Origin of the sequence: Streptomyces lonarensis (assembly GCF_012033735.1) — a bacterium.
Taxonomy (GTDB): Bacteria; Actinomycetota; Actinomycetes; order Streptomycetales; family Streptomycetaceae; genus Streptomyces; species Streptomyces lonarensis.
Genome location: NZ_JAAVJD010000014.1, coordinates 1 through 13,299 on the forward strand (window position 1 = coordinate 1; position 13,299 = coordinate 13,299).

Annotated in this window: 9 protein-coding genes; 4 read left to right on the forward strand and 5 right to left on the reverse strand. The window is 74.3% G+C overall.

Annotation, left to right across the window (positions count from 1 at the left end; genetic code table 11):
• Together HCN56_RS03830 and HCN56_RS03835 are read right to left on the reverse strand one after the other, a co-directional pair.
• Positions 1–3,600: ribonuclease E/G (locus tag HCN56_RS03830; protein ID WP_167968035.1), on the reverse strand; the 3,600-nt coding region annotated here is incomplete at its 3' end.
• Positions 3,601–3,838: 238 nt separating this feature from the next.
• On the reverse strand, positions 3,839–4,582 hold the full coding sequence (locus HCN56_RS03835; RefSeq protein WP_167968036.1) for a TIGR03936 family radical SAM-associated protein: 744 nt from the start codon (positions 4,580–4,582) through the stop codon (positions 3,839–3,841).
• A 316-nt stretch (positions 4,583–4,898) separates the two neighbouring features.
• Here HCN56_RS03835 and HCN56_RS03840 point away from each other — a divergent pair, with 316 nt between their 5' ends.
• Entirely contained in the window at positions 4,899–5,252 is a 354-nt protein-coding gene (locus tag HCN56_RS03840) for a PadR family transcriptional regulator (RefSeq protein WP_167968037.1), read from the forward strand.
• Positions 5,252–6,259: a DUF1129 domain-containing protein gene (locus HCN56_RS03845; RefSeq protein WP_167968038.1), complete on the forward strand. Its 1,008-nt coding sequence runs from the start codon at positions 5,252–5,254 to the stop codon at positions 6,257–6,259. Before HCN56_RS03840 ends, HCN56_RS03845 begins: the two co-directional genes overlap by 1 nt.
• Positions 6,260–6,392: 133 nt before the next feature.
• Here the strand turns inward: HCN56_RS03845 and HCN56_RS03850 are convergent, their stop codons facing one another.
• Complete coding sequence (locus tag HCN56_RS03850; protein ID WP_312871034.1) at positions 6,393–7,046, reverse strand: TetR/AcrR family transcriptional regulator; 654 nt, start codon at positions 7,044–7,046, stop codon at positions 6,393–6,395.
• A 265-nt stretch (positions 7,047–7,311) separates the two neighbouring features.
• Between HCN56_RS03850 and HCN56_RS03855 the strand changes: the two genes are divergently transcribed.
• Positions 7,312–8,982, forward strand: coding sequence for an alpha-amylase family glycosyl hydrolase (locus tag HCN56_RS03855; protein ID WP_167968040.1), 1,671 nt, complete (start codon positions 7,312–7,314; stop codon positions 8,980–8,982).
• A gap of 181 nt (positions 8,983–9,163) precedes the next feature.
• On the forward strand, positions 9,164–11,479 hold the full coding sequence (locus tag HCN56_RS03860) for an MMPL family transporter (protein ID WP_167968041.1): 2,316 nt from the start codon (positions 9,164–9,166) through the stop codon (positions 11,477–11,479).
• Positions 11,480–11,557: 78 nt separating this feature from the next.
• Here HCN56_RS03860 and hemC read toward each other — a convergent pair whose 3' ends face one another.
• Positions 11,558–12,529: a hydroxymethylbilane synthase gene (gene hemC / locus HCN56_RS03865; RefSeq protein ID WP_167968042.1), complete on the reverse strand. Its 972-nt coding sequence runs from the start codon at positions 12,527–12,529 to the stop codon at positions 11,558–11,560.
• A complete protein-coding gene (locus tag HCN56_RS03870) occupies positions 12,526–13,245 on the reverse strand; it encodes a class I SAM-dependent methyltransferase (protein ID WP_167968043.1) in 720 nt (239 codons plus the stop codon). The genes hemC and HCN56_RS03870 overlap by 4 nt, the downstream gene beginning before the upstream one ends.
• Positions 13,246–13,299: the final 54 nt, after the last annotated feature.

A 13,299-nucleotide genomic window follows, 5' to 3' on the forward strand; every position in this document is an offset into this window, starting at 1 on the left:
GGCCTCGGCCGCTGCCGGCTCCTCGGCTGCCGTCACCGGCGCCTCGGGCTCGGCCGGGGGCGCGTCCACGACGAGCACGGCGGTCTCGGACGCGGCCGGCGAGCCGGCGGGTGCCGACACCTTCCGCGTGGAGCGGGACCGGCGGCGTGCCGGCGCCTCGACCTCGGCCGGCTCGGCCGCCTGCTCCGGTTCGGCGGCGGGCGGACCCGTCTCCTCGGCGGGCTGCGCGGCCTCGACGGTGACCACGGCCTCCTCGGCCGCGTCCTCCTGCACCGCAGCGGGCGGGCCCGCCGGGGCGGACGCCTTGCGGCTCACCCGCCGGCGGCGCCGGGGCTCCGCGGTGTCGGCGGGCTCCACGGCTGCCTGCTCGGGCACGGCGGCGGGCTCGGGTGCCGCCTGCGCGACGTCGGCCTCTCCCCGGGCCGGGGCCGGGACGTCGTCCAGGACCTCGGCGTCGGTGTCCCCGCTCGCGACCGGCGGGCCGGCGGGCGCCGACGCCTTGCGGGAGCGGCGGCGGCCACGGCCGCGACGGGCCGCGTCCTCGGCCTCGGCGACGCTGCTGTACAGCTCCTCGTCGGCCGCCAGCGGCGCGGAGGCGGTCTCCGCCTCGTCGCGGGCGGTCTCCTCGGACCGGTGGTCCGCGGTGTGGGCCCCGTCGTCGCCGTGGTCGTGGTGGTCGTGCTGCCCGGCGCCGTCCTGGTGGGCGGCGTCCGCGTCGGCCTGCTTCTGCTTCTTGCGGCTCTTCTTGCCACCGCCGCCGGTGCCCTGCGGCTGCTCCAGGTGGACGATGACGCCGCGGCCGTTGCAGTGGACACAGGGCTCGGAGAAGGACTCCAGCAGGCCCTGGCCGACCCGCTTGCGGGTCATCTGCACCAGGCCGAGCGAGGTCACCTCGGCGACCTGGTGCTTGGTCCGGTCCCGGCCCAGGCACTCCAGCAGCCGCCGGAGCACGAGGTCGCGGTTGGACTCCAGCACCATGTCGATGAAGTCGACGACGATGATGCCGCCGAGGTCGCGGAGGCGCAGCTGGCGGACGATCTCCTCGGCCGCCTCCAGGTTGTTGCGGGTGACGGTCTCCTCGAGGTTGCCGCCCTGCCCGGTGAAGCGGCCGGTGTTGACGTCGATGACGACCATGGCCTCGGTGCGGTCGATCACCAGCGAACCGCCGCTGGGGAGGTAGACCTTCCGGTCGAGCGCCTTCATCAGCTGCTCGTCGATGCGGGTGCCGGCGAAGACGTCGACCTCGGACGTCCACTTCTCCAGGCGGCCCGCGAGGTCCGGGGCGACGTTGGAGACGTAGCCGTGGATGGTCGACCACGCCTCGTCGCCGCTGACGACGACCTTGGAGAAGTCCTCGTTGAAGATGTCCCGCACGACGCGGACGGTCATGTCCGGCTCGCCGTAGAGCAGCGTCGGCGCGTTGCCCTTCTTGGCCTTCTTCTGGATCTCCTGCCACTGCGCCTGCAGGCGCTCGACGTCGCGGGTCAGCTCGTCCTCGGTGGCGCCCTCGGCCGCCGTGCGGACGATGACACCGGCGTCGTCGGGGACGATCTTCTTGAGGATCTGCTTCAGCCGGGCGCGCTCGGTGTCGGGCAGCTTGCGGCTGATGCCGGTCATCGAGCCCTCGGGCACGTAGACCAGGTAGCGGCCGGGCAGCGAGATCTGGCTGGTGAGCCGGGCGCCCTTGTGGCCGATCGGGTCCTTGGTGACCTGCACCAGCACGGGCTGGCCGGACTTCAGCGCGGCCTCGATACGGCGGGGGCCGTGGCCCATGCCGAGGGCCTCGAAGTTGACCTCGCCCGCGTAGAGGACGGCGTTGCGGCCCTTGCCGATGTCGACGAACGCCGCCTCCATGGAGGGCAGCACGTTCTGGACCTTGCCCAGGTAGACGTTGCCGACGTAGCTGGCGGACTGCTCCTTGTTCACGTAGTGCTCGACGAGGACGTCGTCCTCCAGCACGCCGATCTGGGTGCGCTCACCGTGCTGGCGCACCACCATGACCCGCTCGACGGCCTCGCGGCGGGCGAGGAACTCGGCCTCGGTGATGATCGGCACGCGGCGGCGGCCCTGCTCGCGGCCCTCGCGGCGGCGCTGCTTCTTCGCCTCCAGGCGGGTGGAGCCCTTGATTGACTGCACGCCGTCGGAGCTCTCCTGCGGCTCACCGGACTTCTTGCGGCGGGGCTCGCGCACCTTGACGACGGTGCGCTCGGGGTCGTCCTCGGAGCCGTTCGGCGCCTCGTCGCTGTCGGAACCGCGACGGCGGCGACGGCGGCGACGACGGGAGGAGGAGCCGCCGGAACGGCCCTCGTGGTCGTCGTCGGACTCCGCGTCGGCGTCGGTCCCGCCGTCGGCGTCCTCGGCGTCCTCGGTGTCGTCGGCGTCCTCGGCGGCGGCCGCAGCCGCGGCCTCCTGGGCGGCGGCGTTTGCGCGGCGACGGCTGCGGCGGTTGCCGCCGGTCTCCTCGGCGGGCTTGGCGTCCTTGGTTTCCTCGGCCTGGGCGTTCTCCCGCGCGGCGGCCGGCTCGGCCTCGTCGCCGTCGTCCTGGGAACCGGTCTCGGCGGCGCGCTGCGCCGTCTCGCTGCGGCGGCGACGACGGCCGCCCCGGCGGCGGCGACGGCCGCTGCGCTCACCGTTCTCGCCGTGGTCGTCGGCGTCGGTGTCGGCGTACCCGTCGGTGCCGGTGTCGACGGAGGAGGTGGTGTCGACGGAGGAGGTGGTGTCCTCGTCCGTCTCCTCCTCGTCGGCGGCGGCCGCGGCGGCGGCCTTCTGCTGCGCGGCACGCTCCTCCGCGGCGCGGGCGGCCTCGGCTGCCGCGCTCTCCGGGGTCTGGAACATCGGCGCCCGGAAGACGGGGGGCTGGAAGACGACGCCGGCGGCGGGGCGGGCGGAGCGGCGGTTGCCGGCCGGGCGGTCGTTCCCGGAGCCGGAGGCGCGGTCGGCTCCCGATGCGCGGTCGTCGGCGGGCGCGCGGTCGGTACCGGACACGGACTGCGCTTCGGCGTTCTCGGCCGGGGCGGCCGACTTGCGGGTGGCGCGGCGGCGGCCGCGCGCGGGCTTCTCGTCGGCCTGCTTCTTCTCGGCCGGGGCCTCGGTCGGCGCGGCGGCGGCCGGTTCGGCGGCGCGCGGGGCCGGGGACTGCTCGGCGGCGACGAAGACGGGCTGCTCCGCCGGGGCGGCGGTCCTGCGGGTGGCGCGGCGACGGGTGCGCGCCGGCTTCTCCTCGGCGGCGGGCTCGGCCGGGACGGTCGCGGGGGCGATCGGGTCCTCGACGGAGACCGGGTCCGCGCCCTCGGGGGCGGCGGAGACCGAGGGCTGCTCCGGTGCGCCGGCGGGTGCGCTGGCCCGGCGGGTGGCGCGGCGACGGGTCCGGGCCGGCTTCTCCTCGGCGGCCGCGCCGGCGGGCTCCGGGGCCTGCGCTGCCGGCTCGGGCGTCGGGGCCGAGGTCTCGGCGACGACCACCGCGGGTTCCGCGGCGGTGGTGGGCGAGCCCGCCGGACGGGACGCCGCGCGGCGCCGGCGGCGCGGCGGCAGGGTGTCGCTGGGGGTCGTGTCGCTTCGTTCTGCGGCGTCCGTACCGGTGGACGCGTCGATCTCGTGCATGCGGGGGTTCTCCCGTCACGCTCCCGGGCGCCGCGTCAGGGACTGCGGCCGCCGCACGGGAGCTTGATCTGTTGTGGCTCGCCGGTTCCGGGCCCTCACGGCACGGCTACGGCGAAAGTCTGTTGGTCGGTGTCACGACGTCGGCTCGGGCCGGACCCGGGTGGCTCCCTGGTCCCGGGCCGTCCCACGGCGCGTGGACGCAGTCCCTGACCGGCAACCCCAGTTCTGCCGCCGCGTCCTACCGTCCGGCGGCCGTGGAGATGGCCGGGGCGGCGTCGCGGTCGGGCGCGAGCGGGTCGGTCACCGTGCCGGTCTCCTCATCGAGGGGCCCCTGCGCCAGCCTGGTCACCCCTGGGGGGACCGGCGGCGCCAGGTCGGCCGTGCTGTGGAGGCCGGACAGGACGTCGTCGGGTCGTACGGCAGGTGTGAGATGCCGGACCACCAGGCGCAGTATCGCACAGGGGCCGCCGCCGGGGGCGACCGGCCCGCCGTCCGCGACGGTCATGGAGACCACCGCGGCGCGGGTGTCGAAGGTGCGGGCGCCCTTCTTGGTCTGGCGGGTGACCTCGACGGATTCTGCCGCGAGGAAGACCGCCGCCGCCCGTTCGGCCTCCGCGGGGCTCACGCCCGTGAGCCGCAGTTCCCACCAGGAGGCGGCGAGCCGGTCGGCGAAGTTCGCGGTGTGCGCCTCCACCGCGTCGGTGATGTCCAGCCCGGGGGGCATCGAGGAGTCGAGCCGCTCCCGCAGCACGGCGGGGTCGCGGTGGTCCGCCAGGCCGATCTCCAGGTACTCCGCCTCGCTGGCGGTGCCGGTCGGCGCGGCGTTGGCGTAGCTCACCTTCGGGTGCGGGGTGAAGCCCGCGGAGTAGGCCATCGGCACCTCGGAGCGCTTGAGCGCCCGTTCGAAGGCCCGCTGGAAGTCGCGGTGGCTGGTGAACCTCAGGCGGCCCCGTTTGGCGTAACGCAGGCGGACCCGCTGCACGGTGGGGGCGGGAGGCGGTCCGGTCGGCTGTCGCTTACCCAGTGTGGTTCATTCCTTCGGCCGAGACAGGCACTAGCTGTCCGATTCTATGCGCCAGGAGCGGGCGGGCACACCGCCCGCGCCCCCGTTCCGCGCCGGTCCACCACGCCGGGCGCCCCTACGGGGCGGCGGACGGCGGGGCGGCGGGTGGCGCCCCGGGGCGTCGGCGAGCTCGCTCCCCCGCCGCCGGCGACGGACTGGACAGCAACCCCCGGCTCTCACTATTCTGAAATCGAACTAGTCGATGCAAGCGAGTAGTGAGGGTTGGTGACTACACATGCCTCCGGCGGATCCCACAGCGAGCTGGCTGCGCGGCGTACTGCCGCTGGCGCTCGCCGCCGTGCTGGCCCGAGGCGACCAGCACGGCTACGCGCTGGTGCAGGAACTCGCGGCGGGCGGCTTCGGCAACGTCCGCGGCGGAGCCCTCTACCCCGTCCTGGGGCGGATGGAGAACGACGGCCTGGTGGAGGCCCGCTGGGAGCCCGGCGAGGGCGGCCCCGGGCGCAAGGTCTTCCGACTGACCGACGCGGGCGGCGAGCGGCTGCGGGAGGAGGCCGAGAACTGGCAGCGGTTCTCGGCGGCGATGGGACAGCTGCTGGATCTCACGGGGACGAAGGAGAAGGAATCGTGATGACGGAGACCGACAAGCGCTGGGAAGCACAGCTTCGACTGGCGCTGGCGGACCGCGGGGTGGGGTACGAGGTCGCCGACGAGGTGATGGAGGAGGTCGGCCAGCACTGCGCGGATTCCGGGGAGAGCCCCGAGGCGGCGTTCGGCACCGCGGAGGAGTACGCCGTCGCCGTCGTGCGGGACCGCATACCCGAGGAGGAGCGTGCCGGGCGGCGCTGGGACGCCATGTCGTTCCAGGACCACGTCGACGGCGCACTGATCCTCACCGGCTGGTGGACCATGGGCGCCGGTTTCCTCCTCTGGGGCGCGGTCGACTTCATGACGGCCCTGACCTGGGGCGGCCTGGTGGGCACGACGCTCGCGCTGCTGGCCACGATCACCGGCAGCCTCGGGTACAGCTTCTCCGGCACCCGGCTGTCGGCCGGGCTGGGCTGGATCGGCGCCGCGCTGGGCCTGGCGGTCGCCGCCGGACTCGCCTTCGTCCTGCTGCCGGCGACCGAGCTGGGCCGGGTGCCGGTCCTGCTGCTGAGCGCGGTCGGGGCCGCCGCGTTCGCCTGGGGTTTCCTGCGCAAGCACGACGACAAGGGCGAGAAGACCGTCGCGGCCCGCGGACCGCTGGGACGCGAGGAGTGGCTGCGGGAGCTGCCACGCCTGCTGAAGGAACTGCACGGTGTGCCGTCCGCCCGGGCGAAGGAGATCACCGAGGACGCGGCGCGGCACGTGCGGGAGACCGGCGTCGAGCCGCAGGAGGAGTTCGGGCCGGTGCACCACTACGCGCTCCGGGCGGCCGACGGCGAGCCCGCACCGCAGCAGCGCTGGTGGCTGCGGAGCGGGGTGTCCGCCGCCGGGCTCATGCTCGCGGTCTCGATCGGCGCCTTCGTGCTGCACTTCTCGGTGCTGACGGCCTCGACCTGGGTACTCATCGGCGCCAGCCTGGTCCTGGTGCTGGCGCTGGTCCTCTTCGTCGCGGAGCTGGCGGAGCACCGCGACCGGCAGGCCGAGCGGTAGGCGAGGCAGCGAACCGGTGCGGCGGCGCCGCACCGTCCAGAACGCCCCGTTCCCCATGCACGCACGGGGAGCGGGGCGTTCGGCGCGTCCCGGTGCCTCGACCGCACGCAGCACCGGGACGCCGGAGGTCCGGTCAGCCGGTGGAGTCCTCCGCCTCGCGAACGGGAGCCTCCGGGGGGTCGGCGCTCAGCAGCTGGTCGAACAGGGTCATCCCGGCCCGCATGTCGACCTTCTCGTCGAGGAGCCACTGGGTGGACAGCCCGTCCATGGCCGCCAGGAGCAGCGAGGCGGCGACATCGAGCGGGATGTCCGCGCGGACGGCGCCGACGGCCCGTCCGTGTTCGAGGACCAGGTGGATCTGGCCGCGCAGCCGTTCGTAGCGCTCGGCGAAGTAGGCGCGTGACCCTTCGTTGTCGGACTCCAGCGCGCGCGCCAGCATGCTGTTGAAGAGCGCCATGAGCCCCGGGACGCGGGTGATGAAGTCGGTGCTGCTCAGCACGGCCGCGGGGCCGCCGTCCACCGCCAGCTCGGCCTCGGCGCGCTGGTCGGCCTCGCGCAGCACTTCGAGGAAGAGCTGTTCGCGGGAGCCGAAGTAGCGGCTGACCGCGGCGTGGGTGAGGCCGACGGATTCGGCGATGGCGCGGAGCGAGGTGTGTTCGTAGCCGCGCTCGTTGAAGACCTCAACGGTCTTGTCGAGGATCTGTCGGCGTCGCTCGATGCCCTTGCGGTAGGGGCCTCGGCGCCCCTTGGGGGCTGCTGCCGCCGGCTGGTCACCGGTGTCGTTCACGGGTGTCACCACCTTCTCCTCGGTATCGGCGCGACCCCTGAGTTTATGGGCCGCGCGCCGGCCGGACCCGTTGTCCTCCGGGGCGTTCCCCCGGTTCCGTCCGCGTCGCCCGGGGTCGCGCGGTGGGCTACCGGGCGGGCGGCGGATCGGCGCGGCTTCGCCATCGTAGCGAAAAGTTCCGCGCGGAACTTTTGGTGTACGGTGGTGCTGCGCGCCGCCGATCGGCCGGCGCCATCCCCCTGTCGCGCCGAGAACGAGGAGAACCATGTCCGGTGACCCCGCCCGCAGCACCGCCGGCGCCCGGCCCGGCGACGCCGACCGGTGGCGTGAGGCCGTCGTCTACCAGGTCTATCCGCGCAGCTTCAGCGACCGGAACGGCGACGGCGTCGGCGACCTCCGCGGCGTCCTGCACCGCCTGGACCACCTGGTGGAACTGGGCGTGGACGCCGTGTGGTTCAGCCCCTTCTACCCCTCGGCCCTCTCCGACGGCGGCTACGACGTGGACGACCACCGCGCCGTCGACCCGGTCCTCGGCACCCTGGAGGAGTTCGACGAGATCGTCCGGCGCCTCGCCGCCGCCGGCATCGGGGTCGTCATCGACATCGTCGCCAACCACAGCTCGGACCGGCACCCGCGGTTCACCGAGGCCCTCGCCGCCGGACGCGGCTCCCGGGCCCGCGAGCGGTACGTCTTCCGCGACGGGCGCGGTGAGAGCGGGGAACTCCCCCCGACGGACTGGCCGGCCTTCTTCGGCGGCCCCGCCTGGACCCGGGTCGACGACGGCCAGTGGTACCTGCACCTCTTCACGCCCCACCAGCCCGACTGGAACTGGGCCGACCCCGAGGTGCGGGCCGACTTCCTGCACACGCTGCGGTTCTGGGCCGACCGGGGTGTGGCCGGCTTCCGCGTCGACGCGGCGATGTGCCTGACCAAGGACCTCACCGAACCGCTGCCCGCCTGGGACGAGGTCTACGGCGGCTTCCCCGTGCTGGTCGGCGGCGGAGGCGGCGACCGCTTCGGCGAAGGACGCAACCCGCTCTACGACCGGGACGACGTCCAGGACGTCTACGCCGAGTGGCGCGAGGTCTTCGACAGCTACGACCCGCCGCGGTTCGCCGTCGCCGAGGCGTGGGTCGACCCCCACCGCCGCGCCCGCTACACCGCCCCGGACAGCCTGGGCCAGATCTTCTCCCTCGACCTCCTCATGACCCCTTGGGACGCGACGGAGTTCGGCGAGGTGATCCGCCGCACCCTCGACCAGGTCGAGGCCGACGGCTCGGCCGCCACCTGGGTGCTCTCCAACCACGACGTGCCCCGGCACGCGACCCGGCTCGACCCGGACACCCCCGGCGGCACCCTCGACACCGCGCCGCCCGCGGGCCCCGGGCCCGACCGGGCCCGCGCGGCGACCCTGCTGCTGCTCGCCCTCCCCGGCAGCGCCTACCTCTACCAGGGCGAGGAACTCGGCCTCCCCGAAGTGGCACTCCCCCGCGAGATCGGCCAGGACCCCGTCGCCGGCAACGACGACTCGGCGGTGCCGAGCCGGGACGGCTGCCGCGTTCCCCTCCCCTGGACCGGGGACGCTCCCTGGTTCGGCTTCAGCGACCACGGGGCGCACCTGCCGCAGCCCTTCTGGTTCGGTGAGCTGTCCGCAGCCGCGCAGGCGGAGGACCCCGCCTCCACGCTGTCGCTCTACCGCAAAGCCCTACACATCCGGCGGCAGCTCCGCGCCCCGGGGCCTGTCGCCTGGCTGGACGCCGGCGAGCAGGTGCTCGCGTTCACCCGCCCGTCGCGCTGGACCTCGGTCACCAACTTCGGTGACACCCCCGTCGACCTCCCGGCCGGCGAGGTCGTCCTGACGAGCCGCCCGCTGACCGACGGCCGGCTCCCCGGGGACGCCACGGCCTGGCTCCGCAGCCCGACCGAGCCCCGCTGACCACGGCACACCGCCGACTCACGGGGCTCCCGCCCCGCCCCCTGCCCGCACACACGCCGGCCACCGCCCGGCGTCGCCCCGCCGCGCCCGAGCGGCGCCACCGCCTCCCCGGTCGGCGCCCCCGCTGCTACGGGCCCCGCAACGTCACCCACGACCGACACCACGAAAGAGGTACTCCCCCATGGCATGGCAGTTGTTCCGGCTCGGCCGATGGTCGTTCGTCCACCGCAGGCTCGTGGTGCTGACCTGGCTCCTGCTCCTGGTGCTCGCCGGCGTCGGCGCGGCCACCCTCTCCGGGAAGACCACCGACAGCTTCACCCTCAAGGGCATGGAGTCGACCGACGCCTTCGAGCTGGTCGAGGAACGCTCCCCCGGTGCCGGCGCGGACGGCGCCACCGCCCGCATCGTCTTCGAGGCACCGGAGGGCGAATCGCTGACCGACCCCGCCCACCGGGCAGCGGTCGGGGAGGCGCTCGCCCTGGCCGAGACGGCCAACGTGGACCACGTCGCCGACCCGTTCACCACGGGCACCGTCTCCGAGGACGGCACCGTCGCGTACGCCGCGGTGAACTACAGCACCGCGCCGGGCGAGGTCGCCACCGCCGACCACGACGCGCTGGACGCGGTGAAGGAGAGCGCCGGCGCGGCCGGGATCACCGCGGTGGTCGGCGGGGACGCGGCCGGCGCCGACCTGCACGACGACCTCGCCGAGGTCATCGGCATCGGTGTCGCCTTCGTCGTCCTCGCCGTCACCCTCGGCTCGCTGGTCGCCGCGGGAATGCCGCTGGTCACCGCCGTCATCGGCGTCGGCATCGGCGCGGCGAGCATCGCGGCGCTCAGCGGCTTCACCGAGCTGAACTCGGTCACCCCGGCGCTGGGCACCATGCTCGGCCTGGCCGTCGGCATCGACTACGCGCTGTTTATCCTCTCGCGGTACCAGCACGAGGTCCGTGCGGGACGTCCCCTGGCCGAGGCCGCGGGTGCCTCGGTCGGGACCGCCGGTTCCGCCGTCGTCTTCGCCGGACTGACCGTGATCATCGCTCTGCTGGGTCTGGCGATCACGGGCATCGACTTCCTCGTCCAGATGGGCGTGGCGGCAGCGGCGATGGTGGCGCTCGCGGTGCTGATCTCCCTGACGCTGCTGCCCGCCTTCCTCGGGTTCGCCGGACGCCGCGTGGTCCGGGAGCGGAAGCGCGCGGCCACGGACGGCGAGGCCGCTGGTCAGGACGCGGCGACGACCGGTGCCGGCGGCCGCCGCTGGGCCAAGGCCGTCAGCAGGCACCGGGTCGTCGCGCTGGTCGGCGGCGTCGCGGTCGCCGCCGTGCTGTCCCTGCCGCTGGGCAGCATGCAGCTCGCCATCCTCGACAACGGGGTGGCCCCCGCGGGGAGCGACAGCCGCGTCGCCCACGACCTGATCGCCGACAACTTCGGCGAGGGCATGAACGGGCCGCTGCTGGTGGTGGTCGACACCGCGGGCGCCGACGACAAGCTGGGCGCCGTCGACGCGGTGCACGCGACGCTGGCCGCCTCGGACGGGGAGATCAGCGCCCTGGTCCCGCCGCTGACCGACGACTCCGCCGAGGCGCGGGCAGCACTGGCCGGGCAGCTCGACGCCGTCGACCTCGCCGACTTCACGATCATTCCCGAAGGCGGCCCCTCCGACGCCGGTACGAAGGAGCTCGTCGACTCGCTCCGCGCCGACCTCGCCGAGCTGCCCGAACTGACCGGCGCGACGGCCATGGTGACCGGCCAGACCGCGGTGGGCGTCGACATCTCCCAGGAACTCGCGGACGTCTTTCCCCTCTACCTGCTGGTGGTCGTCGGCCTGGCCTTCGTGCTGCTGGTCCTGGTCTTCCGCTCGGTCCTCGTGCCCCTGAAGGCCGCGCTCGGCTTCCTGCTCTCCGTCGGCGTGGCGCTCGGCTGCACCGTCGCGGTCTTCCAGTGGGGCTGGCTCAACGGCCTGATCGGCCTGGACGCCACCTCGCCCGTGCTGTTCATCCTGCCGCTGCTGCTGACCGGTGTGCTCTTCGGCCTGGCCATGGACTACGAGGTCTTCCTCGTGACCCGGATGCGGGAGGCGTACGTCCACGGCACCGAGGCGCGGCAGGCCGTCGTCGACGGGTTCGCCCACAGCGGGCGCGTGGTGACCGCCGCCGCCCTGATCATGTTCGGTGTCTTCGCCGGGTTCGCGCTCGGGGACGACTCCATCATCAAGACCATCGGCTTCGCCCTCGCCGTGGGCGTCCTCGCCGACGCCTTCCTCGTCCGGATGCTCATCGTCCCGGCCGTCATGGCAATCGTCGGCAAGCACATCTGGTGGCTGCCTCGTTGGCTCGACCGCGCGCTGCCGAACCTCGACGTCGAGGGTGAGGCACTGGTCAGCAGGCTCGGCCCGCCGCCCGGGAGCCCGACCGCGACGGTGGCCGCCGTCGGAGCCGCTCCCGAGGCCGGGGCCGTCGGCTCCTCGCCGACCCCCACCCGGCACCCGGTGAGCTGACCCCGGCGCCGCCCGGTCCGCACCGACCGACGGAAGCCCCCTCCCGCGACGGGAGGGGGCTTCGCCCGTTCCGGCGGCTCACTGCCCGGGGCTGTCGATGAGGTCCCGCGCGCCCTGACGGAGCAGGTCGGCGCAAACACGCTTTCCCAGCGTCCCGGGGTCCTCACTCATCGCGCCACGGGCGCGGGTGTGCACGACCGTGGAGCCGTCCCGGCTGAAGACCATGCCCCTCAGCTCCAGCCGGCCGTCGGCGGTGGTGACGCAGTAACCGGCGATGGGGCTGTTGCAGTGGCCCCGGAGGCCGTACAGCAGGGACCGCTCCGCGGTGGCCTCGGCACGTGTCGCGGGGTCGTCGACGGCGCGGAGCAGATCGCGCGTCGGCCGGTCGTCCCGGCGGCACTCCACCACAAGCACCCCGGCTCCCACCGCCGGCAGCATCTCGTCGACCCCGAAGTCACGGACGATCCGGTCCGCCAGCCCCAGTCGCTCCAGCCCCGCCCGGCCGAGGACCATGGCATCCGCCGCCTGCCCTTCCCCGGCGCCGTCGAGTTTCCGCAGCCGCGTGTCGATCGCGCCCCGCACCTGCACCACGGTCAGGTGCGGCCAGCGAGCCAGAATCTGCGCGCGGCGACGCACGGCGGCCGTCGCCACCACCGCCCCGGGAGGCAGATCGTCCGGCGTGGTGACGGGCGACCCCTCCGGGACCAGGAGCGCGTCGCGCGCGTCCGCGCGAGGGAGCATCGCCGCGAAGATGAGGCCGTCCGGCAACGGCACATCACCGGGCACGTCCTTGAGGCAGTGGACCGCGATGTCGACCTCGCCGCGTTGCAGCTGCCGGTCGATCGCTTTCACGAACAGGCCCTTGCCCCCGAGCGACGCCAGGTCGCCGTGCCAGGTGTCCGCCTCGGTGGTGGTCGGCACCAGCTGGGTGCGCAGCCCGGGGACGGCGGTGGAGAGCAGCAGGGCGACCTGCTCTGCCTGGGCGACGGCCAGCGCCGACGCCCGGGTTCCGATCCGCAGCGCGCGGTCGGTCGGTCGGGTGACGGTCATGAGAGGTCGGTCCCTTCGGGGTCCTCACGCCGTGGCAGGCCGGGCCGCAGGGCGCGGACGAGGAGCGTGCCCTCGGTGCGGCCGCTGTCGGGTGGGGCCGGCAGGATCTCTGCCCGCGCGCGGACGAAACCCGCCGCGCGCAGCAGGTCGATCCACGTGCCGGGTTCGTGGTCCCAGCGGCGGACGACGGCCGGGTCCTCGTCCGGTCCCCGCTGGATGAGCGATGCCTGCGCGCCGTAGCAGCCCTCGACGGCGGGCCGCTGGGAGAAGACCAGACGCCCGCCCGGCACGAGCGCAGCCCGGGTCGCCGGAAGCAGGATCGCCGGGTCGGAGAAGTAGACGGCACCGAACACGGAGTAGACGGCCGCGTAGGTGCCGGGCGACGCCCGCAGGTGCGTGAGGGCGTCCTCGTGGTGCAGATCCATCCCGGCGGTATCGGGCCAGCGCTCACGCGCCTTGGCCAACTGCCGGGTCGACACGTCCACACCGACGATGCCGACGCCCAGGCTTGCAAGATGGGCGGCATTGCCCCCGCTGCCGCACCCGAGGTCGAGCGCCCTGTCGCCGGGCCGGAGCCCGAGGAGTTCGACGCCCGGCCCGTGGTCCGGGTACTGCGTCCAGTTGAACCAGGTCAGTTCTCCGGCCGCGTTGGACGGTCGGCGCTGCGGCTTGCTGTCCGCGTAGGTGTTCCACGCATTCGCGTCGATTGCGGTCATGTGCCCATCCTGCACGAGTCCCCGCAGGCGAATGAGGCCTCCGGCTGCGGGGCG

Bases quoted from the DNA above. Each gene is read 5' to 3' on its own strand.
- HCN56_RS03840 (WP_167968037.1), top strand. From the start codon at position 4,899: ATGCCTCCGGCGGATCCCACAGCGAGCTGGCTGCGCGGCGTACTGCCG.
- HCN56_RS03845 (WP_167968038.1), top strand. From the start codon at position 5,252: ATGACGGAGACCGACAAGCGCTGGGAAGCACAGCTTCGACTGGCGCTG.
- HCN56_RS03855 (WP_167968040.1), top strand. From the start codon at position 7,312: ATGTCCGGTGACCCCGCCCGCAGCACCGCCGGCGCCCGGCCCGGCGAC.
- HCN56_RS03860 (WP_167968041.1), top strand. From the start codon at position 9,164: ATGGCATGGCAGTTGTTCCGGCTCGGCCGATGGTCGTTCGTCCACCGC.
- hemC (WP_167968042.1), bottom strand. From the start codon at position 12,529: ATGACCGTCACCCGACCGACCGACCGCGCGCTGCGGATCGGAACCCGG.
- HCN56_RS03870 (WP_167968043.1), bottom strand. From the start codon at position 13,245: ATGACCGCAATCGACGCGAATGCGTGGAACACCTACGCGGACAGCAAG.